Genomic DNA, 21,443 nt, shown 5'->3' with positions numbered 1-21,443 from the left:
AACCAGACTGGAACGACCATGGCAGGTACGACCCGGCTTTCCGTCCGCAACATCCGCAAGAGTTTTGGCACGCATGAAGTGCTGCGCGGCATCTCACTCGAGGCCCGCGACGGCGATGTAATCTCGCTGCTTGGCGCCAGCGGCTCCGGCAAGTCGACCTTCCTGCGCTGTATCAATCTCCTGGAAATTGCCGATCACGGCGAGATTTCCGTCGATGGTGAGCTGATCCAGATGCAGCAGCGCGGCGGCAAGAATGTCCCGGCCAACCGCCGTCAGGTGGACCGGATCCGTTCCGAACTCGGCATGGTGTTCCAGTCGTTCAATCTCTGGTCCCATATGACGATCCTCGAAAATGTCATCGAGGGGCCGGTACATGTGCTGAAGCGCCCGCGTGCCGAATGTATAGCGGAAGCGGAGGTGCTTTTGGAAAAAGTCGGCATCGCGGAAAAGCGCCATGCCTATCCCGCGCATCTGTCAGGTGGCCAGCAGCAGCGTGCGGCCATTGCCCGCTCGCTGGCGATGAGGCCGAAAGTGATGCTGTTCGACGAGCCGACCTCGGCGCTCGATCCGGAACTTGTCGGCGAAGTGCTGCGCGTCATGCGTTCACTGGCCGAAGAGGGCATGACCATGCTGGTCGTCACCCATGAAATGAGCTTTGCCCGCAACGTCTCCAACCGGGTAATCTTCATGAAATCCGGCGAGATCGACAGCGACGGCGCGCCGGAAGACTTGTTCGGCTCAGGCGGTTCGCCCAGCTTCCGTCAATTCATCGGCAATTTCGGAGGCTGATCGTGCAGGACATCATACTCGACGCGGCGCTCGATTGGCGCGCCGTGGCGGCGGTTGCCGATGGGGCAACGCTTTCGCTCTCTACCGCTGCCAAACAGCGGGTCGAAACGGCGAGCCGCATCGTATCGGCGATCGTCGAAAGCGGCGTGCGGGCCTATGGGGTGAATACCGGCGTCGGCGCGCTGGCCGATACGGTGGTCGACCGCCCGTCGCAGAGCCGTTTGTCGCGCAATATCATTTTAAGCCATGCCTGCGGTGTTGGTCCACTGCTGCAGGCGCGGGAGGTCCGTTCCATCATCGCAGCGCAGATCGCCAATTTTTCCCACGGCCATTCTGGCGTGCGCCCGGCGATCGTCGATCTGCTGCAGATCTTTCTGCGCGAAGACTGCATTCCCGAAGTGCCGTCCAAGGGCTCGGCCGGGTATCTCAGCCACAATGCCCATATTGCGCTGGTGCTGATCGGCGAAGGCAGGGTACGGCTGAAAGGTAAGCCGGTGACCGGTGCCCAGGCATTGGAGACGCTTGGCATCACGCCGCTGGTTCTGCAGGCAAAGGAAGGCTTGAGCCTTGTCAACGGCACGGCCTGCTCCACGGGGCTTGGCGCTGTGGCTCTGGCACGGGCGGAGCGGCTGCTGGATTGGGCCGATGCCATCGCAGCGCTGACCATTGAAGCGCTCGGCTGCCAGATGACCGCATTCGACGCTGATGTGCTGGCCCTTCGCAAGTCGATAGGGATCGAGAAGGTCGGCAGGACTTTGCGCACGCGCCTCGCCGGTAGTGGATTGATTGAAGCAGCGAGAGGTGCGCGGACGCAGGATGCCCTGAGCCTGCGTTCGGTCCCGCATGCCCATGGCGCGGGATGGGACGTATTCGATTTTGCAAGCATGGTGGTCAATCAGGAGCTGGCTTCCGTCACCGACAATCCGGCGGTGTCCGGCACGCCGGACGCGCCGGTGGTTTCCTCCGAGGCGCATGCCGTGGCGCCGGCGCTCGGACAGGCGCTGGACAGTCTCGCCATTGCGATTGCCCAGATATCGATGATGAGCGAGCGCCGCATCGATCGCCTCGTCAATCCGCTGGTCAGCGATCTTCCCGCTTTCTTGGCCGTCGATCCGGGCGCCGGGTCCGGCTTCATGATCGCGCAATATACAGCGGCGGCCCTTGCTGCGGAAAACCGACGTCTCGGTGCTCCGGCAAGCCTTGATGGCGGCATCACCTCGGCGCTGCAGGAGGATTTCCTCGGGCATCCGACGGCTACCGCCAACAAGCTGCTGGCGGTGATCGACAATGCCGAGCTAATTCTTGGTATTGAGTTTGCCGCCGCCGCACAGGCGCAGGATTTCAAATCCAGTGTCGCGGCGCGGGCTAAAGGAACCGATCTGCTCTATCGCCATATCCGCGCCGATATGCCAACCTATGCCGACGACCGGTCGCTCGGCTGGGATCTGGAAAAGGCCCGCGATCTGCTGCGCGCATCGCCGCCTCCACATATCTGAAACTTCCGAAAGGATACTGCCATGACCGCCCATTTCGACGTTGCCGTTGTCGGCCTTGGCGCCATGGGCAGTGCTGCCATCGCGCATCTGGCCGCTCGTGGCGTAAAAGTGATCGGCATCGATGCCTATTATCCGGCGCATGCGCTCAGTTCGTCGCATGGCGATAGCCGCCTGATACGGCTCGGTTATTTCGAAGACCCATCCTATGTGCCGCTGCTGCAGCGCGCCTATGCCAAATGGCGGGCGCTGGAAGCGCGGCTGCGCGAGGATATCCTGACAATCACCGGCGTGCTGCAGATCGGCAAGCCCGACAGCAAGATCGTCAGCGGCACGAAGAAGAGCTGCGCGCTGCACAATCTGCCGCTGGAAACGCTTGATCCCAAGGAGATGCGCCGCCGCTTCCCGGTGTTTTCGCTGGATGCAGACGAGATCGCGCTGCTCGATCCGCAGGGCGGTTATCTGCGGCCGGAAGCGGCCGTGAGGGGGCATCTGAAACTTGCAGCCGCCGATGGCGCGGCGTTGCATTTCGGCGAGAAGGTGACGGCGATCGAGCCGGGCGAGGGCGGGGTTGTCATCGTTTCGGATACCGGACGCTATCACGCCAGCAAGGTGATCGTCGCGACGGGCTCGTGGATCGGCGAACTGGTGCCTGATCTGCGCGATCATGCGGTCCCGATTAAGCAGGTGGTCTCCTGGTACCAGCCGGCCGATGGTTTCGTGACCATGCCGCAGCGTATGCCGGTGTTCATTCGCGACGAGGGCGAGAACGGCTCGTTCTTCGGCTTTCCGGCGATCGGCGTCGACGGCGTCAAGGTCGGCCGTCATGCGCATTTCCGCGAACCGATCGATCCGAACCAACCCAATCCGGCCGTCAATGACAAGGACACGGATCTGCTCGACAGCTTCCTCAAGCGCCGGCTGCCGGCCGCTGCCGGGCTTCGCGTGCGCTCCACTACCTGCCGTTATACGATGCTGCCGAGTGAAGATTTTCTGCTCGACCTTTTGCCGGGCGACAAGCGCATCGTCGTGGCATCCCCCTGCTCCGGTCACGGGTTCAAGTTCACCAGCGTCGTCGGCGAAATCCTTGCCGATCTGGCGCTGGAAGGCGGCACGGACCTGCCGATTGGCGCTTTTTCGTTTGCGGCGATGGACCGGTTTCTGGCTGCGCGGGCGGCATAATATGACGTACACGTTTGAACCCGCAGCAGAAACCTTCCTTGGCCTGCCAGCTGCGGCCGAGGTCCGGCCGGGTTCCGTTGCGATTTTCGGTGCCGTGCATGGAACGGCCTACCCCTACACCATTTACGGCGCTTCCGTCACAGCATCGCCAGACGCCGTCCGCCGGGCGATCACGGCAGCCTCCGTGCATATCGACCATTGGGATTTCGATTTCGACGGTCCGTTGTTGAACGACGGCACTCTGGATGTGGTTGATCTTGGCGATGTCGCCACCAAACATGATGACAACCCTGGCAATCGCAAAGCGATCGAGGCGGCGACGCGGGATATCCGCTTGGCGGGCGCCATTCCGATCCTGATCGGTGGTGACGATTCGGCAGCGATCCCCTTCATGCGCGGCCTCGCCGATGTCGATAATCTTCATATCCTGCAGATCGATGCGCATATCGACTGGCGCGACCGGATTGGCGACGAGACGCTCGGCTATTCCAGTACGATGCGGCGTGCCTCCGAACTGCCGTTTGTGCGCTCCATGACCCAGGTCGGCATTCGCGCCGTGGGTAGCGCGCGCCGCGAAGAGGTTGAGACGGCAAAGGCGTGGGGTTCGCGGCTGGTGACGGTGCGCCAGGTGCGAGCAAGCGGCGTGGCCGAGATCGCTGATGCCATCCCGCGTGATGGTGCATTGCTCATCCATATAGATGTCGATGCGCTCGATCCGTCGATCTGCCCGGGCGTCAATGCAACGTCGCCCGGAGGTCTATGGCTCGAGGAAGTCACTGATCTCATCGCCTCGGCAATGACTGGCCGCACACTCGCCGGCTTCTCGATCGTCGAGTTCCAGCCGAAAGCCGATGTCAACGATATGACCGCGACGGTTGTTGGCCGGTTGATCTGTCACGTGCTTGGCAATCTGGCTCGAAAGAATGGCCGTTAGACGGGGCTGATGCGGATCAGGTAGGCTTCCACCGGCATATCGGAACTGATGCGGCAAAATCCTTCGATGATGGCGCAGTCGAGTCGGACCAGTTCCTCGGCGTGCCCACCGCTATCGATACGCAGATTGCCAAGTGATAGAAGCATCGTCACGCCGCCTTCGGCATCGAGAGGATGGTCACCTTCGAACACGCGCCGTTCCACCCGGTGTGCCCACTGGCCCCGTCGGGTCATCACGTTGAGATCGACGATCGTGCCCGATACCAACCTTGCCGAGGTCGCTACATCGGCCGGAAACGCGAGTGGTTCCGACGCCCGGGTCAACACGACAGGCTCCTGTCCGGCGATATCCAGTTCCATGCCTTGGCCTTCAAGGATCGACAGGGTCCGGTCGATGCCGGTGAAGACGGAAAACGGCCCGTCAGTTGCCACCGTTGCCATGCTGACGCGCCAGCCGAAGCTGGTGAGATCGGCCTCCGGCGGAAACACCGCAATCTCCACCGTCTCGCCGCCGCCGTTTTTCCACGGCATGCGGCGATGGTTTTTCGAGCGAAGAACGTGCATGGCCATAATCCTTGAAGCTCGGTTCCCGTTGTCTGGCGTGCTCAGCCAAATCCGGCGTCTTCCATCGGCAAAGACAGCAGAGGAAGCGCTATCCTTCTACAGGGCTTCCTGGACATCGTAAAACGCCGAGGTCCGGGATTGTTTTTTAGTTCCCCAGAATACCCGGTAACCTTAGCCCCTTTTCCTTGGCGCAGTCGATGGCGATGTCATAGCCCGCATCGGCGTGGCGCATGACGCCGGTGGCCGGGTCGTTCCAGAGCACGCGCTCCAGACGGCGGGCCGCATCGTCGGTGCCGTCGGCGCAGATGACGACGCCGGAATGCTGCGAGAAGCCCATGCCGACGCCGCCGCCATGGTGCAGCGACACCCAGGTAGCGCCCGATGCGGTGTTGAGCAGCGCGTTCAAGAGCGGCCAGTCGGAAACGGCGTCGGAACCGTCCTTCATCGCTTCGGTCTCGCGGTTCGGCGAGGCGACGGAGCCTGAGTCAAGGTGATCGCGGCCTATGACGACCGGGGCGGAGAGTTCGCCGGTCCTGACCATCTCGTTGAAGGCGAGGCCGAGGCGGTGGCGATCGCCGAGACCGACCCAGCAAATGCGCGCTGGTAGACCCTGGAAGGCGATGCGCTCGGCAGCCATGTCGAGCCAGTTGTGCAGGTGCTTGTTGCCGGGTGTCAGTTCCTTCACCTTGGCATCCGTCTTGCGGATATCTTCCGGATCGCCTGAGAGGGCTGCCCAGCGGAACGGGCCGATGCCGCGGCAAAACAGCGGGCGGATATAGGCCGGCACGAAGCCCGGAAAAGCGAAGGCGTTTTCGAGGCCCTCATCCTTGGCGACCTGGCGGATATTGTTGCCATAGTCGAAGGTCGGGACGCCCATGTCCTGGAAGGCGATCATCGCTTCGACATGTTCGCGCATCGAGGCGCGGGCGGCCTTTTCGACGGCCTTCGGATCGCTTTCACGCTTTTCCTTCCACTCTCCCATCGTCCAGCCCTTCGGCAGATAGCCATTGATCGGGTCGTGGGCCGAGGTCTGGTCAGTGACCATGTCAGGGCGGATGCCGCGGCGGACCATTTCCGGCAGGATTTCGGCGCAGTTGCCGAGCAGGCCGACTGACTTGGCTTCGCCGGCAGCGGTCCAGCGAGCGATCATCTCCATCGCCTCATCCAGCGTTTCGGCCTTTTCGTCGACATAGCGGGTGCGCAGGCGGAAATCGATCGAGTCGGGATTGCATTCGACCGCAAGGCAGCAGGCGCCGGCCATGACGGCAGCGAGCGGCTGGGCACCGCCCATCCCGCCGAGACCGCCGGTCAGCACCCATTTGCCCTTGAGATTGTCGTCGTAATGCTGGCGCCCGGCCTCGACGAAGGTCTCGTAAGTGCCCTGAACGATGCCTTGCGTGCCGATATAGATCCACGAGCCGGCCGTCATCTGGCCGTACATGGCAAGGCCCTTCTTATCCAACTCGTTGAAATGATCCCAGGTCGCCCAGTGTGGCACGAGGTTGGAGTTGGCGATCAGAACGCGCGGCGCATCCTTGTGGGTGCGAAACACGCCGACCGGCTTGCCCGACTGCACCATCAAGGTTTCGTCTTCGTTGAGGTCGCGCAGCGTTTCGACGATCTTGTCGAAATCGGCCCAGGTGCGGGCGGCGCGGCCGATGCCGCCATAGACCACCAGCTCATGCGGGTTCTCGGCTACTTCCGGGTCGAGGTTGTTCATCAGCATGCGAAGCGGCGCTTCGGTCATCCAGGACTTTGCCGTCAGTTCGGTGCCACGGGCGGCGCGGACGTCGCGGATGTTGTGACGAGGATTGGTCATTTTGTTCCCCTTTTGGTGTGTGACAGTGTCAGCGCCGTTGTTTCGATGCGCGTGAGAATCTCTTTGAGGTGAATGCGAAGTTTGGCCGCCTTGGCCTTGTCATAGGCGAAGGGTGGGGCTTCAGTGCTCAGATGCGTGGACTGTGCCAGCTCCATCTGGATCGTTTGAACGCCGTTTTCCTGATCGCTGTAATGGCGTGTCGTCCATCCGCCCTTGAAGCGGCCGTTGAGGATGCTGGTATAGCCTTCTGCTTTCAAAACGACATCGACGGTTGCGTCCTGAATGGCCGGATCGCAGGTCTTGCCCATATCAGTGCCGACGTTGAAGTCAGGCAATGTGCCTTCGAACAGGAAGGGGATGTCCGACCGGATCGAATGGCAGTCATAAAGCACGGCGATGCCGTGGATCGCCTTCACCCGCTCGATTTCGGCCGATAGCGCCGCGTGATAAGGTGCGTGGAAATCGGCGAGGCGGGCGGCAATGTCGGCTTCGTTCGGCTCCTCGCCATCCTTCCAGATCGGGACGCCGTCGAAATCCGTTTCCGGAATGAGCCCGGTCGTGTTCTGGCCGGGATAAAGGCTGACGCCTTCCGGATCACGGTTGGCGTCGAGGACGTAGCGATGGAAGGTGGCGCGCACCGTCGTCACATCAGGCAGCAGGCCATCGTAGAGGTGATGGATGTGCCAGTCGGTATCGGTCAGCAGCCGGCCGGTGTCGTTGAGCCGCTCCCAGATCGCCGGCGGAACATCGGTGCCGGTGTGGGGAAAGCCGAGGATGATCGGCGATGTGCCCTGTTTGACTTCGAAGACGTTCATATCAGGCCTCCAGGACCGGAAGGATACCGGTGGACACGGCGGCGTTCAAAGCGCCTGTCGCGATAAGATCACTGGCTGCCTTGAGGTCGGTTGCCATGTAGCGGTCGACTTCCAGCGTCGCGACGACGGAGCGGATCGCGCCGATGGCATTGGTCAGCTCCGGGCTGGTGACAAGCGGGGCGCGGAAGTCGATGCCCTGAGCGGCCGTCAGCGCCTCGATACCGATGATGGCGAAGAGGTTATCGGTCATCTGCAGCAGGCGGCGGGCGCCGTGGCAGGCCATCGAGACATGGTCTTCCTGGTTGGCCGAGGTCGGGGTCGAATCAACCGAGGCCGGATGTGACATCTGCTTGTTTTCCGACATCAGCGCTGCCGACGTGACTTCGGCGATCATCAGGCCGGAGTTGAGGCCCGGCTTCTTGGCGAGGAACGCCGGCAGGCCGTAGGAAAGGGCCGGATCGACCAGCAGCGCGATGCGGCGCTGGGAGATGGCGCCGATTTCGCAGATGGCGAGCGCGATCTGGTCTGCGGCGAAAGCCACCGGCTCGGCGTGGAAATTGCCGCCGGAGACGACGGAATTGTCTGACAGAACCAGCGGATTGTCGGTCACCGCGTTGGCTTCGATTTCGAGCGTGCGGGCGACGGAGCGCAAGAGATCGAGGCAGGCGCCATCGACCTGCGGCTGGCAGCGGATGCAATAGGGATCCTGAACCCGCTCGTCACCTTCAATATGGCTTTCGCGGATCACCGAGCCCTTGAGCAGGCTGCGCAGGGCGGCAGCGGCGTCGATCTGGCCCTTGTGGCCACGCAGGGTATGGATATCGGGATGGAACGGCGCCGAGGAGCCCATGGCGGCGTCCGTGGACAGTGCGCCGGTGATCAGTGCCGATTGCGCGGCGCGGTGGGCGCGGAAGAGGCCGGCGAGGGCCAATGCGGTCGAGACTTGCGTCCCGTTGATCAGCGCCAGGCCTTCCTTCGCGGCCAGCACAACCGGCTTCAGGCCGGCACCTTCCAGAGCGGTGCGGCCGTCGAGCTGTTCGCCGTTGAAGAAGGCTTCGCCTTCGCCCATCATCACTGCTGCCATATGGGCGAGCGGAGCCAGATCGCCGGACGCGCCGACGGAGCCCTTTTCCGGGATGACCGGGATGACGCCTTTTTCGAGCATGCCCTCGATCAGGCGAACGAGTTCGAGCCGCGTGCCGGAGGCGCCACGACCGAGCGAAACCAGCTTCAGCGCCATGATCAGACGGACGATGTTTTCAGCCAGCGGCTGTCCGACGCCGCAGCAATGCGACAGGATCAGGTTGCGCTGCAGGGTGGCGACATCGGCGGCATCGATCTTGATGCTCGCCAGTTTTCCGAAGCCGGTGTTGATGCCATAGACCGGCGCGTTGCCGGCGGCGATCTCGGCGATGCGGGCGGCAGCTTTTTCGATGCCCTTGTCGAAAGAGGGATCAAGCCGGGCAGATTCGCCGGTCCAGTAGATGGTTTCGAGGGTCGAAAGCGGGACAGAGCCCGGCTGAAGAATAAGAGTCATAATTCAGTCCTCACCAATGCGCGGAGCCAGGCTCACGCGTCTCCAATTTCAATGTCCGTTGCGGACGCGCGCATGCAGCGGATTAAAACCCATGCGGTAGACAAGTTCAGCCGGTCGCTCGATGTTCCAGATGGCGAAATCGGCCCATTTTCCGGGTTCGAGCGTCCCCACTTCGTCGACGAGCCCGAGCGCCCGTGCCGCCTCCCGGGTCACGCCGGCGATGCACTCGGTAACCGTCATGCCAAACAGCGTTGCTGCCATGTTCATGGTCAGGAGCAGCGAGGTCAGTGGCGAGGTGCCCGGATTGTTGTCGGTGGCGATCGCCATGGCGACGCCTGCCTTGCGGAACAGGTCGACAGGCGGCTTCTTCGTCTCGCGGATGAAATAGAACGCGCCGGGCAGGATGACGGCAACGGTGCCGCTCTTTGCCATCGCCTCTGCGCCGGCTTCATCGGTATATTCGAGATGATCGGCCGACAGCGCGCCATATTCGGCGGCAAGTGCTGCGCCATGCAGATTGGAAAGCTGGTCGGCATGCAGCTTGACCGGCAGGCCGTGGGCTTTGGCCGCATCGAATACCAGTCGCATTTCGTCGGTCGAAAAGGCGATGCCTTCGCAGAAGCCATCGACCGCATCCGCCAGACCTTCAGCGGCGATTGCCGGTAGAATCTCATTGATGACCTTGGCGATGTAACCGGCCTTATCGCCCTTGAATTCCGGCGGCAGCGCATGGGCGCCGAGGAATGTGGTGTGAACAGTGACATCGCGCTCTTCGCTCAGCCGGCGCGCGGCGCGAAGCGCCTTGGCTTCATTTTCCAGGTCGAGGCCATAGCCGGATTTGATTTCGACGGTGGTGACGCCCTCGGCCATCAGCGCGTCCAGACGGGGAAGCGTCTGTTCCACAAGCTCGTCTTCGCTGGCTTCGCGCAGCGAGCGGACAGAGGAAACGATGCCGCCGCCAGCGCGAGCGACTTCTTCATACGTGGCCCCGGCCAGCCGCATTTCGAATTCGTTGGCGCGGTCGCCAGCATGGACCAGATGCGTGTGGCAGTCGATCAGGCCGGGGGTGATCCAGCGGCCGCCGCAATCGATGATCTCGGCGGCATTCTCGATCGGGAAGGGCAGGTTTGCTTGGTCGCCGGCGTAGAGGATGCGGCCGTCTTTAACGGCGATGACGCCGTTTTCGACGAGGCCGAGACCCGGCAAGGCGGGGTTCAGGGTCGCCAGCCGGGCGTTGCGCCAGAGGCGATCGCAGGCGGTTGGCCGGGGGCTGCCGGGTGCCGATTTTATGGAAGACATCGTTTTCTAGCCTTTCCTTTTCGTGCTATTATGTATAGACATAAAGAAAATGAGCGCAAGTGGTTTTTTGACCGAAGCAGTCAGGAAGGGATGAGGCCTTGACCAGCATTCATGTGAAATCGGCTCTGACGCCGGCGGGTTGGCAGAAGGATGTGCGGCTGACCATCAAGGATGGCCGGATCGCTTCCGTCGAGGCGGGCGCGGAGGGGCAGGAAGGCGACGAGCGCCATGATATCCTGGTTCCGGGCATGCCGAACCTGCACAGCCACGCCTTTCAGCGCGGCATGGCGGGCCTTGCGGAAACACGCGGTCCCGGCGCCGACAGCTTCTGGAGCTGGCGCAATGTGATGTACCGGTTTGCCCTGACGATGACGCCGGATCATGCCGAAGCCGTTGCCAGCCAGCTCTATATGGAAATGCTGGAGGCGGGTTTTTCGCGCGTCGGCGAATTCCACTATCTGCACCACGATATCGATGGCCGCGCTTATGCCGATATTGCCGAAATGGCGCAGCGGATCGTCTCGGCCGCTTCCCAGACAGGGATCGGCTTGACACTTCTCCCGGTTTTTTACGCCCATTCGACCTTCGGCGGCGCGGCACCGAACGAAGATCAGCGCAGGTTCATCAATAATATCGAGAGCTTCGAGCGGTTGCTCGAGGGTTGCCGTTCTGCAGTCAAGGATTTGCCGGATGGCCGCGTTGGCGTCGCGCCGCACAGCCTGCGGGCGGTGACGCCGGACGAGCTGTCCGCCGTCGTCGCGATGGCAAAGGACGGGCCGATCCACATCCATGTGGCCGAGCAGGTCAAGGAAGTGGAGGATTGCATTGCCTGGTCCGGGGCGCGGCCGGTCGAATGGTTGCTCGACAATGCCGGGCTCGATGGCCGCTGGTGCCTCATCCATGCGACCCACATGACCGATGATGAAACTCGCTGGATGGCTGAGAGCAAGGCGATTGCCGGCCTTTGCCCGATCACCGAGGCCAATCTCGGCGACGGCACGTTCAATGCGGTCGTCTTCGGCGAAGCGGGCGGCAAGTTCGGCATCGGTTCGGATTCCAACGTGCTGATCGGTCTTCCGGATGAACTGCGCCAGCTTGAATATTCGCAGCGCCTGGCCCACCGCTCCCGCAACGTTCTGGCTGCTCCCGGCCAATCGACCGGACGCGCGCTGTTTGACGGGGCTATCGACGGTGGCGGAATTGCGCTGGCCTCAAAGACCGGGATCGCCGCTGGCAATCCGGCCGATTTCGTCACCCTACGGGCGCCGGATGGGGATCTTGCCGAAGACGCGGTGCTGGATTCCTGGCTGTTTGCCAATGGCACGAAGCCGGACAATGTCTGGGTGGCGGGCCGCAAGCAGGTCGAAGGCGGTCGCCATCACAGGCGTGATGAGATATCGGCCAAATTCCGCAGCGTCATGCGCGAACTGTTGGCCTGAAGGTTCCGGTTCGCTACCACGTCTTTTCCAGACAAGCGGCGCTGAAAAGTTTCTGCTAGGACCGAACGGGATGTGTTGAAGGTGAGAACGTGGTGAAATTGCAGGATATCGATCAGGCCGTTGATGGGTCACTTGCCGAAAGTGCAGGCGACCTGTCGCTGCATCAGCGCATCCTCGGCGATATCGAGGACCGCATTCTGTCTGGCGAATGGCAGCCCGGTTTCCGCATTCCCTTCGAAGTCGATCTGGCCGACCAATATAAATGTTCGCGAATGACCGTGAACAAGGCGCTGACGCAACTGGCAAAAACCGGGTTGATCGAGCGACGGCGCAAGTCCGGCAGTTATGTCACGCAGCCGCGGGCGCAATCGGCGGTGCTGGAAATTCGCGACATCAAGCTGGAAGTCCAGTCGCTCGGCCTTGCCTATGGCTACCGCCTGCTGAGCAAAACCCGCCGCCGCAGTACCACTGATGACAAACACAGGCTCGGTCTAAACGCTACAGCTTCAATTCTGGAGGTGAACTGCACGCATTTCGGCGGCACAAGGCCGTTTTGCTTCGAGCAACGCCTGATCAATCTGACGGCTGTGCCGGATGCGGCAGCGGAAACCTTCGATGTCGAGGCGCCGGGGCCCTGGCTTTTGAACCGCGTGCCCTGGAGTGCTGCCGAACACACGATCCGGGCCATCGCTGCCGATGAGGTAATTGCAACGGCCCTGGCAGTTCCGAGCGGAACGCCGTGCCTGACAGTCGAGCGTCGGACATCGAGCAACGGCTCCTATGTCACCCACGTTCGCCTGATCTATCCGGGTGAGCGGCACGCGCTCATTGCCAATTTCACCCCATCGCAACCCAAATAGACAGAATGAAAAAGGGCAGCGCCGGATAGCCAGCGCCGCCCCCTTCCATTGGTATCTTACTTCTTTGGCTTTGCGCCGGAGAGCTTGGGAACTTCCTTCTGGGTCGTCGCGGCGAAAGGGGTTGCTGTCTTGACAGCTTCCTTGTCCTTCTTCGGCTTCCTGACTTCCTTGTTGCTCTTTGCCTGTCCCTTGGCCATGTGCTGTCCTTCCTCGTTCGATCTATGGAGGGTGAGCACGGCGGCTCTACCCTTTGGCGTCTTCCAGATTATCTTCCGTCGTTACCCGTTCGTAGGTCTCGCCTTCGGTGCGAATCCGATATTGCGGCGAACCATCCCGGATGGGCAATGTTGCGAGAATGCGAAAAATCGTTTCGTCGCGCAATGACAAACCGACGGTACTTTTCATCCGGACCTTTTGTCCGATGGAAAAGCGGTGCAGCCGGGACTTGGGCTGTCCTCTGGGCGGGGCGGAGTTGGTAGGCATGGCCGTTCTCCTTGACGTCAAAAATGGAAATGAAAAAAGCGGAGCCTGGCCCCGTCTTGGTCATATCCGCTTTTTTCAAAGAGCGTCTGCCGGGTCGGGAGTTGCCAGTCCATCCGTGGTCAATTCCTGCCGAGTGCCGGCCGGAAACGTTCATATCGCGTATAATAGACGTGCCCGAGCCCCATGGCGATACCAGGGGCGGGACAATCGAAAATTTGGATTGAGATTGGCGGGCCGGGATCACCCGGCACCGCGAGTAGCCAAGCTTTGGCCAAAGAACGATTACGGATGAGGTTAGCGTCAAGCCGTTGCCGTTATCTGCTCATTTGCCTGTACTGGCATCAACGCCAAATTCGAGGCTCATCTGGATTAGTTCATCCCAGAGGCTTCCGGCAAAACCGCGCAGCACAAGAAGCTCAAAGCTTTCCGGTCCCGTCCGGGAAATCAGCGCCGAGATATGGCCGATCAGGGTCATCGCCGAATGGCCAACCGGGAAATTCGAAAGAGCGAGATCGACCGCCGTACCCTTGGCAAGGACCGCTTCGATGGACATGCCGCTGATGCCGATCCGGACGCGGCCGTGGCCTTGATCGGAAATGGACGCCTTACCATCCATAAGCGGTGTCTTGCCGAGAATCTCCGCTGCGGAGAGGGGAGCATCGCCGATGACGAACCATTGTCCGGGGCCATAGGGCCGCACGGCATGCGGGGTGCCATCGCCAATTCGCGGGATCAGGTCTGTCAGATCGCCGCTTCCGCGGGAGCTGAGAACGTGCAGCACGTGACCTTCCGGCAGAGCCGTCAGCGTGATCCGGCTGTTGGTTGACGGTGCGCCATACGAACCGGACTTGGCATCGGCAAGGGCAGGGCGGTGGAGGAGCGCAAAATCAGCCATGGAGCTTTCCGTTTTCCGGATCGAAGAACACCGGGCTGCACAGCACGGCTTTGGTATATTCGTTTTTCAGGTCATTCCAGACAGTCACATGCTCGCCGTGGCGCTTCGGGCCGTGCTTGACCAGAGCCAGGCCGATGGTCGAACCAAGGTTGGGCGAGTAGCAGCTGGAGGAGACGTAGCCTTGGTCGTTTTCAAGCGAAGGGACAGCGCCGTCGGAGAGGATATGCGAACCTGTCTTGAAGGTGGTTGCCGGATCGAGCGGCTTCACACCGACCAGCGAGAGCCGGTCATCCGCTATCAAACCTTCCCGTGACAGCATCGCTTTGCCGATGAAGTCAGGTTTAGCCGCCGATACCATTTTTGCAAAGCCGAGGTCCGACGGGATGACGGTGCCGTTGATTTCGGAATGGGTGACATGGCCCTTCTCGATGCGCATGACGCCCAGCGCCTCGACGCCATAGGGGCAGATGCCGTGCGGCGCGCCTGCGTCCATGATCGCGTCGGCGATCGCTTCGCCGTAGCCGGCAGGAACCGCAAGCTCGTAGGCCAGTTCGCCGGAAAACGAGATGCGGAACAGCCGGCCGGTCAGCGCGCCGCCGCAGAGTGAAACTTCTTTGGCGCCGAGGAACGGGAAGGCCGCATCGGACATGTCATCGTCCACCAGCGTTTGCAGGATCATCCGGGATTTCGGTCCGGCAACGGCGATCTGCGCCCATTGATCGGTCGAGGAGGAGAACTGAACGTCGAGATCGGGCCATAGCGCCTGAGCACAGAATTCCAGATGGTTCATCACGCCTGCCGCGTAGGCCGTGGTCGTTGTCATGAAGAAATGGGTTTCGCCCAGACGGCTGGTCGTGCCGTCGTCATAGATCATCCCGTCTTCGCGCAGCATCAGGCCGTAACGCGCCTTGCCGATCGGCAGCTTCAGGAAAGCGTTGCAATAGATCCGGTTGAGGAATTCGGCGGCCTCCTTGCCGAAAATCTCGATCTTGCCGAGGGTGGAGACATCGCAGATGCCGGCATTCTTGCGGACATTCAGCACTTCGCGATCTACGCTTTCACGCCATGTCGTTTCGCCTGACTTCGGGAACCAGGAGGAGCGGTACCAGAGGCCCGTTTCGACGAAGACTGCGCCATTCTTCTTGGCCCAGTCATGCAGCGGCGACTTGCGCACCGGCTGGAAGTGTTTGCCCTTGGAAGCGCCGGTCAGCGCACCGAAGGAGAGCGGCGTGTAGAACGGCCGGAACGTCGTCGTGCCGACATCGGCAGGCGAGACTTTTCGTGCTTCGGCCAGAATGCCGATGGCGTTGATATTCGACAGTTTGCCCTGATCGGTTGCCATGCCATTGGTCGTGTAGCGCTTGGCAAGCTCGACATGGCCATAACCTTCGCTGACCGCGAGGCCGAGGTCCTTGAGGTGCACGTCGTTCTGATAATCGACAAAGGCCTTGCCCTTCGAGCCACGAACCCGCCAGAGCGGCCTGGAAACGCTTGCCGTATCGGCCGCCGCAGCGAAGGCGGCGGTGGCGTTGGATATATCGAGCGCCTGCAGGACTGAGGCGGCTTTCGCGGCACCGTCTGCAAGGCAGGCTTCGATACTGCCAATGCCGGCGGCGGCGCCCGCGACGATCAAGCCCTCCTGCATTTCCGGAGCGAGGAACGCGGCCTTGGCATCCGACCAGACCGGTTTTGCGCCGCGATGGCAGGCGAGATGAATGATCGGGCTCCAGCCGCCGGACATGCCGAGTGCGTCTGCGGAGATGGTTTCCGGGCGGCCGTTGTTGAGGACCGTCACGCCCTTGACGTGTTTGCCACCATTGGCATCGACAACCACGGCGCCTGCGAGGATACGCGCTTTGCCGGACCATGTATGGGCGGCGTCAGGACGGCTATCGACGATAGCTGCGACGTCAAGACCGGCCGCTTCCAGATCGGCAGCTGTCGCATAACCCGAGGCATCGTTGGTGAAGATGACTGTGCTCTTTCCGGGCGCGATGGCCTGGCGGTTGAGATAGGAGCGCATGGCTCCGGCCATCATCACGCCGGGAATATCGTTGCCGCCGAACACCAGCGGACGCTCTTCAGCGCCAGAGGCGAGTATCGCCTGTTTGGCGGCGATGCGCCAGATGCGCTCGACCGGACGGTTCGGGTTTACCGTGGAGGTGTTCTTCTGCACGCTTTCGACAGCGCCGAAGACATTGCCGTCGTACCAGCCGAAGACAGTCGTCCGGGAGAAAATACGGACATTGGGCATGTCAGAAAGTTCAGCCAGCGTCTGTGCCAGCAGATCGGTGGCGGATTTGCCGCCGATGGGTGCCGTCTCGGAGAGCAGAGACCCACCGGGTTCAAACCCTTCGTCCGCAAGGATGACACGGGCACCGGCACGGCCTGCCGTCAGGGCAGCAGCGAGACCAGAGGGGCCAGCGCCAATCACCAGCAGGTCGCAATGCGCCCAGCATTTTTCGTAGGCATCGGGATCGGGCTGGTAGGTTGCACGGCCAAGGCCTGCTGCCTTGCGGATGATCGGCTCATAGACTCTTTCCCAGAAGGCTGCCGGCCACATGAAGGTCTTGTAGTAGAAGCCGGCGCCGAGGAAGGGCGAGAGCAGGCTGTTGACGGCGCCGAGGTCGAAATCGACCGAGGGCCAGCGATTCTGGCTTTTTGCCGTGAGACCACTGTAAAGCTCGACCAAAGTGGCGCGGGTATTGGCTTCCGTGCGTCCGCCTTCGCCGATCGTCACCAGTGCATTCGGTTCGGCTGCACCGGCCGTCAGAATGCCGCGCGGGCGATGATACTTGAAGCTGCGGCCTACCAGCTGGCGGCCGTTGGCGAGAAGTGCCGAGGCCAGCGTGTCGCCGGCAAAGCCCTGCATCGGCTTGCCGTCGAAGCTGAAATCGAGTGGCTTGGCGCGGTCGATGCGGCCGCCCTTGGAAAGACGGTAGGAACTCATGCGATCTCTCCCTCAGCGCTGGCATCGGTGACCGTGTAGATTGCATGGGTCATCGTATCGCGCTCGACCACCAGCCAGCGGCGGCAGCCGGATGTGTGATGCCAATGTTCCTTGTGGCGTCCGCGCGGATTGTCGCGCAGATAGACGTAAGCGTACCAGGCATCCTCACCGGCATCCGGTGCCGGGCGGGTGATGCCCGCGTCGCCGCGAACGGTGAATTCTTCCTTGGGGCGCGGCCCGCAATGGGGGCAGGCGATCAGGCTGGCCATATGAGGTCCTCAATGCAGATTGGGTTGCGAGCCGACGCCCTTTTCATCGATCATCCGGCCGCGCGCGAAGCGGTCGAGCCGGAAGGCGCGACCGGTCTCATGCGGTTCGTTCTTGGCGATCAGATGGGCATAGCAGAAGCCGGAGGCGGGCGTGGCCTTGAAGCCGCCGTAACACCAGCCGGCGTTCAGGTAGAGATTGTCGATATGCGTGCGGTCGATGATCGGCGAGCCGTCCATGCTCATGTCCATCACCCCACCCCAGGAGCGCAGCACCCGGACGCGCGACAAAGCCGGGATCATTGCAACGCCAGCTTCTGCGACATGTTCGACGGTCGCCAGATTGCCGCGCTGGGCATAGGAATTGTAGCCATCGATGTCGCCGCCGAACACGAGACCGCCCTTGTCCGACTGCGACACGTAGAAATGTCCGGCGCCGAAGGTGACGACATTGTCGATGAAGGGTTTCAGCCCCTCGGAGACGAAGGCCTGCAGCACATGGCTTTCGATCGGCAGTTTCATACCGGCCATGTCGGCGACGGTGGTGGAATTGCCTGCCGCTGCCAGCGCCAGCTTGCCGCAACCGATAAAGCCCTGGCTGGTTTCGACACCCACGACGCTGCCGTTTTCGCGGCGAATGCCAGTGACCTCGCAATTCTGGATGATATCGACGCCGCGACTGTCGGCGCCACGGGCATAGCCCCAGGCCACGGCGTCATGGCGCACCGTACCGCCGCGTTTCTGCATCAGTGCGCCCTGGATCGGGAAGCGGGCATTGTCGAAATCGAGGAAGGGCAGCATCTGGCGCACCGCGTTGCGGTCGAGCAGGTCGGCATCGACGCCGTGCAGCCGCATGGCATTGCCGCGCCGTGTATAGGCGTCGCGCTGTGCGTCTGAGTGAAAGAGATTGAGCACGCCGCGCTGCGAAACCATGGCGTTGAAGTTGAAATCCTGTTCCAGCCCTTCCCAGAGCTTCATCGACAGTTCGTAGAACGGGTTGTTGCCCTCAAGCAGATAATTGGAACGAATGATCGTCGTGTTGCGGCCGACATTGCCGGAGCCGATATAGTTCTTTTCCAAGACGGCCACACTGGTAACGCCGAATTCCTTGGCGAGATAATAGGCTGTGGCCAGGCCATGTCCGCCGCCACCGATGATGATAACGTCATAGTGGTTCTTCGGGACAGGGCTGCGCCATGCTGGCTTCCAGTTCTTGTCGCCGCGCAGGGCATTCAGAAAAACGGCAAAGGCAGAGTAGCGCATGGCAGTGGGATCCCGGTGAACCGGGCCGATCATGACAGGATTGCATTTCGGCACTTGCAGAAAAGAGACGTTTTAAACCATAATTAGGACATGGTGTCAGATGATCTGAAAAACGTCCAGAAGATCGGCTTTATCCTCATCCCGGGATTTGCATTGATGTCCTATGCCTCGGCGGTGGAACCGCTACGCGCCGCCAATTTGCTGGCGGGCCGGGATATTTATGCCCTGTCGGCGCATGTTGTCGACGGGGCTGCCGGGTTGACCTCTTCGGGCATTCCCGTGCCCGCCACGCCGCTTCCGGGCAGAGGCTCAGGGTTCCATACGGTCTTCGTCTGCGCCGGCGGTACGCCAGTCGACTGGAATATACCGGCGGTGCTTGCCTGCCTGCGCCAGCTTGCCCGCGACGGCGTGCGTATCGGCGGCATTTCCGGTGGTCCTTATCTGATGGCGGCGGCGGGATTGCTGGAGGATCGCGACTTCACTATTCACTGGGAACACGCGCCGGCGCTGATGGAAGCTTTTCCGGGCCTTGCTCCCCGTCAGGCGCGCTATGTCCTTGACGGCAATCGCATTACCTGCGGCGGCGGTGTGGCACCGCTCGACATGATGCATGCACTGATTTCCGAACGGATGGGATCGGATTTCGCGCGCCGGGTTAGCGACTGGTATCTGCATACCCATGTGGAAAGCTCGGGCGCGCCCCAGCGTGCCTCCCTAGCCGAGCGCTACGGTGTCAATCATCCGGGCCTTCTCACAGTGTTGGAGAAGATGGAGGCGACGATCGAGGCGCCGCTCGATCGACAGACGATGGCGGCCTTGGCGGGCTTGTCGCCGCGCCATTTGGACCGGCTGTTTTCCAGCCAGATGAGGTCGTCCTTTCTTCTCGAATACCGCAAACTGCGGCTCGATCATGCCCGGCGTCTGTTGCAACAAAGCCCGCTGTCGATCTCGGAAATCGCCTTTGCCACTGGCTTTTCCAGCGCAGGCCATTTCTCCCGCAGCTATCGTGCCGCATTCGGCGAGCCGCCGCGTTCCCAGCGACAAAATGGCAGTGCAGGATCCCGCTGACCGATATTCTTCCCGGTTGAGAAAATTTCACTCTCAGGATAGATTGATGGTCTTGCAATCGGGGGTAGCGCCACATGGCGAAGAAGCAGCCAGTCATCGATATCGGCCGTGTGACGGATGACGAGAAGCCGGCGCTGACGGCTGCCTTCCTGCAGGATCCGCACGCGCTGCGCGAACCGAAGGAAAACAATCTCGAAATCGCCATCGGTCACGAGGTTCGCGCCTTTCGCAAGAAGCTCGGCATCACCGTCACCGACCTTGCCACCGCCACCGGCATTTCGCTCGGCATGCTGTCGAAAATCGAGAATGGCAATATCTCGCCGTCGCTGACGACGCTTCAGTCCCTGTCACGTGCGCTGGGCGTTCCGGTCACGGCGTTCTTCCGCCGCTATGAGGAGCCGCGCAACGCCGTGTTCGTCAAGGCCGGTGAAGGCGTCGAGCTGGAGCGGCGCGGAACGCGCGCGGGCCATCAATACAATCTGCTCGGTCATATCGACAACAACACGGCCGGCGTGGTCGTCGAGCCTTATCTGATTACGCTGACGGCGGATTCCGACACGTTCCCGGCTTTCCAGCACGAAGGCATGGAGTTTCTCTACATGCTGGAAGGCGAAGTGGTCTACCGCCACAGCGACCGGCTTTTCACCATGCAGCCGGGCGACAGCCTGTTCTTCGACGCCGATGCGCGTCACGGCCCGGAGGAACTGGTGAAGCTGCCGATCCGCTACCTGTCGATCATCTCCTATCCGCAAACGCGGAGCAATATCTGAGGACTTTTCAGACCGGAATATTGCCTGATAAGAAAATAAGTTTCTTCACAGTTGAAATCCAAAACGGCAGCTGATATCCATCTTTTCACCAACGAAACGAAGGATTGTCCCCATGTGCGGAATTGTCGGATTGTTTTTGAAGGACAAGAGCCTGGAGCCGCAATTGGGTGCCATGCTGTCCGATATGCTGGTCATCATGACCGACCGCGGACCTGATAGCGCCGGCATCGCCATCTATGGTGCGCCCTCGGAAGGCCGCGCGAAGCTCACTGTTCAATCGGCTGACCCGAAGCACGATTTTGCCGGTCTTGACGCGCTGCTGAAGCCCGTCGATTCCAGCGTTACCGTAGAATTGAAAAGTACGCATGCGGTGATCGAAACCGATGCTGCCAAGGCTGCGGCTGTGCGCGAGCTGCTCGCCCAGGACCGGGTCGGCATCCGGGTCATGGGCTCGGGCGATAGCGTCGAGATCTATAAGGAAGTCGGTCTGCCGAAGGATGTAGTCTCCCGCTTCGGCATTCGTGCCATGGGCGGCACGCACGGTATCGGCCATACCCGCATGGCAACGGAATCGGCGGTTACCACGCTTGGCGCTCATCCATTCTCGACCGGTGCCGACCAGTGCCTAGTGCATAACGGCTCGCTCTCCAATCACAACAACTTGCGCCGGGAACTGGTGCGCGAAGGCATGACGTTCGAGACGCAGAACGACTCGGAAGTCGCAGCCGCCTATCTCACGGCCGAGATGGCCAAGGGCAAGGATCTGGGGCAGGCGTTGACCAGCGCGCTCGACGATCTCGACGGCTTCTTCACCTTCGTCGTCGGCACCAAGTCTGGCTTTGGCGTGGTGCGCGACCCGATCGCCTGCAAGCCGGCCGTGATGGCCGAAACCGATCAGTACATTGCGTTCGGTTCCGAATACCGTGCGCTCGTCAACCTGCCGGGCATCGAGAATGCCCGCGTCTGGGAGCCCGAGCCTGCGACTGTCTATTTCTGGGATCATGAGAAGGCGGCGTAA

General features: G+C 61.5%; 20 protein-coding genes. 9 read left to right on the top strand and 11 right to left on the bottom strand.

Going from position 1 to position 21,443, the window contains the following annotated elements; translation table 11 throughout:
• Nucleotides 1–18: 18 nt before the first annotated feature.
• Genes ACP7E0_RS20350 through ACP7E0_RS20335 form a run of 4 tightly spaced genes read left to right on the top strand, consistent with a single transcriptional unit; the run spans nt 19 to nt 4,398 of the window.
• A complete protein-coding gene (locus ACP7E0_RS20350; RefSeq protein ID WP_426127283.1) occupies nt 19–789 on the top strand; it encodes an ABC transporter ATP-binding protein in 771 nt (256 codons plus the stop codon).
• Nucleotides 790–791: 2 nt separating this feature from the next.
• Nucleotides 792–2,285 (top strand): HAL/PAL/TAL family ammonia-lyase, encoded by a 1,494-nt coding sequence (locus ACP7E0_RS20345; protein ID WP_426127281.1) that lies wholly within the window; start codon nt 792–794, stop codon nt 2,283–2,285.
• Nucleotides 2,286–2,306: 21 nt separating this feature from the next.
• On the top strand, nt 2,307–3,464 hold the full coding sequence (gene solA, locus ACP7E0_RS20340) for an N-methyl-L-tryptophan oxidase (protein WP_426127280.1): 1,158 nt from the start codon (nt 2,307–2,309) through the stop codon (nt 3,462–3,464).
• 1 nt (nt 3,465) lies between these two features.
• On the top strand, nt 3,466–4,398 hold the full coding sequence (locus tag ACP7E0_RS20335) for an arginase family protein (protein ID WP_426127278.1): 933 nt from the start codon (nt 3,466–3,468) through the stop codon (nt 4,396–4,398).
• On the opposite strand, the gene ACP7E0_RS20330 is transcribed toward ACP7E0_RS20335, so the two are convergent.
• The 5 genes from ACP7E0_RS20330 to hutI all read right to left on the bottom strand — a co-directional run bounded on the left by ACP7E0_RS20330 (nt 4,395) and on the right by hutI (nt 10,431).
• The gene (locus ACP7E0_RS20330) at nt 4,395–4,961 is read right to left on the bottom strand and encodes a HutD/Ves family protein (protein WP_426127276.1); all 567 of its coding nucleotides are present in this window, start codon (nt 4,959–4,961) and stop codon (nt 4,395–4,397) included. The genes ACP7E0_RS20335 and ACP7E0_RS20330 overlap by 4 nt on opposite strands.
• A gap of 145 nt (nt 4,962–5,106) precedes the next feature.
• A complete protein-coding gene (gene hutU, locus ACP7E0_RS20325; RefSeq protein WP_426127275.1) occupies nt 5,107–6,780 on the bottom strand; it encodes a urocanate hydratase in 1,674 nt (557 codons plus the stop codon).
• Complete coding sequence (gene hutG / locus ACP7E0_RS20320; RefSeq protein WP_426127274.1) at nt 6,777–7,595, bottom strand: N-formylglutamate deformylase; 819 nt, start codon at nt 7,593–7,595, stop codon at nt 6,777–6,779. The genes hutU and hutG overlap by 4 nt, the downstream gene beginning before the upstream one ends.
• 1 nt (nt 7,596) lies before the next feature.
• On the bottom strand, nt 7,597–9,132 hold the full coding sequence (gene hutH, locus ACP7E0_RS20315; protein WP_426127272.1) for a histidine ammonia-lyase: 1,536 nt from the start codon (nt 9,130–9,132) through the stop codon (nt 7,597–7,599).
• Between the two features lie 48 nt (nt 9,133–9,180).
• The gene (gene hutI / locus ACP7E0_RS20310) at nt 9,181–10,431 is read right to left on the bottom strand and encodes an imidazolonepropionase (RefSeq protein ID WP_426127271.1); all 1,251 of its coding nucleotides are present in this window, start codon (nt 10,429–10,431) and stop codon (nt 9,181–9,183) included.
• Between the two features lie 98 nt (nt 10,432–10,529).
• Here hutI and ACP7E0_RS20305 point away from each other — a divergent pair, with 98 nt between their 5' ends.
• On the top strand, nt 10,530–11,870 hold the full coding sequence (locus tag ACP7E0_RS20305; protein WP_426127269.1) for a formimidoylglutamate deiminase: 1,341 nt from the start codon (nt 10,530–10,532) through the stop codon (nt 11,868–11,870).
• Between the two features lie 98 nt (nt 11,871–11,968).
• The gene (hutC, locus tag ACP7E0_RS20300) at nt 11,969–12,730 is read left to right on the top strand and encodes a histidine utilization repressor (protein ID WP_426127348.1); all 762 of its coding nucleotides are present in this window, start codon (nt 11,969–11,971) and stop codon (nt 12,728–12,730) included.
• A 56-nt stretch (nt 12,731–12,786) separates the two neighbouring features.
• Here hutC and ACP7E0_RS20295 read toward each other — a convergent pair whose 3' ends face one another.
• From ACP7E0_RS20295 to ACP7E0_RS20270, 6 genes are all read right to left on the bottom strand, one after another.
• The gene (locus ACP7E0_RS20295) at nt 12,787–12,927 is read right to left on the bottom strand and encodes a hypothetical protein (protein WP_200953611.1); all 141 of its coding nucleotides are present in this window, start codon (nt 12,925–12,927) and stop codon (nt 12,787–12,789) included.
• A gap of 46 nt (nt 12,928–12,973) precedes the next feature.
• Entirely contained in the window at nt 12,974–13,213 is a 240-nt protein-coding gene (locus ACP7E0_RS20290) for a hypothetical protein (RefSeq protein WP_113247230.1), read from the bottom strand.
• 322 nt (nt 13,214–13,535) lie between these two features.
• Nucleotides 13,536–14,108: a sarcosine oxidase subunit gamma family protein gene (locus ACP7E0_RS20285; protein WP_426127266.1), complete on the bottom strand. Its 573-nt coding sequence runs from the start codon at nt 14,106–14,108 to the stop codon at nt 13,536–13,538.
• Nucleotides 14,101–17,058: a sarcosine oxidase subunit alpha gene (locus ACP7E0_RS20280; protein ID WP_426127264.1), complete on the bottom strand. Its 2,958-nt coding sequence runs from the start codon at nt 17,056–17,058 to the stop codon at nt 14,101–14,103. The genes ACP7E0_RS20285 and ACP7E0_RS20280 overlap by 8 nt, the downstream gene beginning before the upstream one ends.
• Nucleotides 17,055–17,327 (bottom strand): sarcosine oxidase subunit delta, encoded by a 273-nt coding sequence (locus tag ACP7E0_RS20275; protein WP_426127262.1) that lies wholly within the window; start codon nt 17,325–17,327, stop codon nt 17,055–17,057. The genes ACP7E0_RS20280 and ACP7E0_RS20275 overlap by 4 nt, the downstream gene beginning before the upstream one ends.
• Before the next feature lie 9 nt (nt 17,328–17,336).
• Entirely contained in the window at nt 17,337–18,587 is a 1,251-nt protein-coding gene (locus tag ACP7E0_RS20270; RefSeq protein WP_426127260.1) for a sarcosine oxidase subunit beta family protein, read from the bottom strand.
• 90 nt (nt 18,588–18,677) lie between these two features.
• Between ACP7E0_RS20270 and ACP7E0_RS20265 the strand changes: the two genes are divergently transcribed.
• The 3 genes from ACP7E0_RS20265 (at nt 18,678) to ACP7E0_RS20255 (ending at nt 21,443) form a co-directional block, all read left to right on the top strand.
• Nucleotides 18,678–19,655 (top strand): GlxA family transcriptional regulator, encoded by a 978-nt coding sequence (locus ACP7E0_RS20265; protein WP_426127258.1) that lies wholly within the window; start codon nt 18,678–18,680, stop codon nt 19,653–19,655.
• 74 nt (nt 19,656–19,729) lie between these two features.
• On the top strand, nt 19,730–20,425 hold the full coding sequence (locus ACP7E0_RS20260) for a helix-turn-helix domain-containing protein (RefSeq protein ID WP_426127256.1): 696 nt from the start codon (nt 19,730–19,732) through the stop codon (nt 20,423–20,425).
• A 112-nt stretch (nt 20,426–20,537) separates the two neighbouring features.
• The gene (locus ACP7E0_RS20255; RefSeq protein WP_426127254.1) at nt 20,538–21,443 is read left to right on the top strand and encodes a class II glutamine amidotransferase; all 906 of its coding nucleotides are present in this window, start codon (nt 20,538–20,540) and stop codon (nt 21,441–21,443) included.

Origin of the sequence: Pararhizobium sp. PWRC1-1 (assembly GCF_049897905.1) — a bacterium.
Classification (GTDB): domain Bacteria; phylum Pseudomonadota; class Alphaproteobacteria; order Rhizobiales; family Rhizobiaceae; genus Pararhizobium.
Note: the sequence above shows the minus strand (reverse complement) of the source record. Positions and strands in the feature narration are given on the sequence as shown.

What these genes read in the sequence shown, in the direction of transcription:
- ACP7E0_RS20350 (WP_426127283.1), top strand. Translation starts at nt 19, where the DNA reads ATGGCAGGTACGACCCGGCTTTCCGTCCGCAACATCCGCAAGAGTTTT.
- solA (WP_426127280.1), top strand. Translation starts at nt 2,307, where the DNA reads ATGACCGCCCATTTCGACGTTGCCGTTGTCGGCCTTGGCGCCATGGGC.
- ACP7E0_RS20335 (WP_426127278.1), top strand. Translation starts at nt 3,466, where the DNA reads ATGACGTACACGTTTGAACCCGCAGCAGAAACCTTCCTTGGCCTGCCA.
- ACP7E0_RS20330 (WP_426127276.1), bottom strand. Translation starts at nt 4,961, where the DNA reads ATGCACGTTCTTCGCTCGAAAAACCATCGCCGCATGCCGTGGAAAAAC.
- hutU (WP_426127275.1), bottom strand. Translation starts at nt 6,780, where the DNA reads ATGACCAATCCTCGTCACAACATCCGCGACGTCCGCGCCGCCCGTGGC.
- hutG (WP_426127274.1), bottom strand. Translation starts at nt 7,595, where the DNA reads ATGAACGTCTTCGAAGTCAAACAGGGCACATCGCCGATCATCCTCGGC.
- hutH (WP_426127272.1), bottom strand. Translation starts at nt 9,132, where the DNA reads ATGACTCTTATTCTTCAGCCGGGCTCTGTCCCGCTTTCGACCCTCGAA.
- hutI (WP_426127271.1), bottom strand. Translation starts at nt 10,431, where the DNA reads ATGTCTTCCATAAAATCGGCACCCGGCAGCCCCCGGCCAACCGCCTGC.
- ACP7E0_RS20295 (WP_200953611.1), bottom strand. Translation starts at nt 12,927, where the DNA reads ATGGCCAAGGGACAGGCAAAGAGCAACAAGGAAGTCAGGAAGCCGAAG.
- ACP7E0_RS20290 (WP_113247230.1), bottom strand. Translation starts at nt 13,213, where the DNA reads ATGCCTACCAACTCCGCCCCGCCCAGAGGACAGCCCAAGTCCCGGCTG.
- ACP7E0_RS20285 (WP_426127266.1), bottom strand. Translation starts at nt 14,108, where the DNA reads ATGGCTGATTTTGCGCTCCTCCACCGCCCTGCCCTTGCCGATGCCAAG.
- ACP7E0_RS20280 (WP_426127264.1), bottom strand. Translation starts at nt 17,058, where the DNA reads ATGAGTTCCTACCGTCTTTCCAAGGGCGGCCGCATCGACCGCGCCAAG.
- ACP7E0_RS20275 (WP_426127262.1), bottom strand. Translation starts at nt 17,327, where the DNA reads ATGGCCAGCCTGATCGCCTGCCCCCATTGCGGGCCGCGCCCCAAGGAA.
- ACP7E0_RS20270 (WP_426127260.1), bottom strand. Translation starts at nt 18,587, where the DNA reads ATGCGCTACTCTGCCTTTGCCGTTTTTCTGAATGCCCTGCGCGGCGAC.
- ACP7E0_RS20265 (WP_426127258.1), top strand. Translation starts at nt 18,678, where the DNA reads ATGGTGTCAGATGATCTGAAAAACGTCCAGAAGATCGGCTTTATCCTC.
- ACP7E0_RS20260 (WP_426127256.1), top strand. Translation starts at nt 19,730, where the DNA reads ATGGCGAAGAAGCAGCCAGTCATCGATATCGGCCGTGTGACGGATGAC.
- ACP7E0_RS20255 (WP_426127254.1), top strand. Translation starts at nt 20,538, where the DNA reads ATGTGCGGAATTGTCGGATTGTTTTTGAAGGACAAGAGCCTGGAGCCG.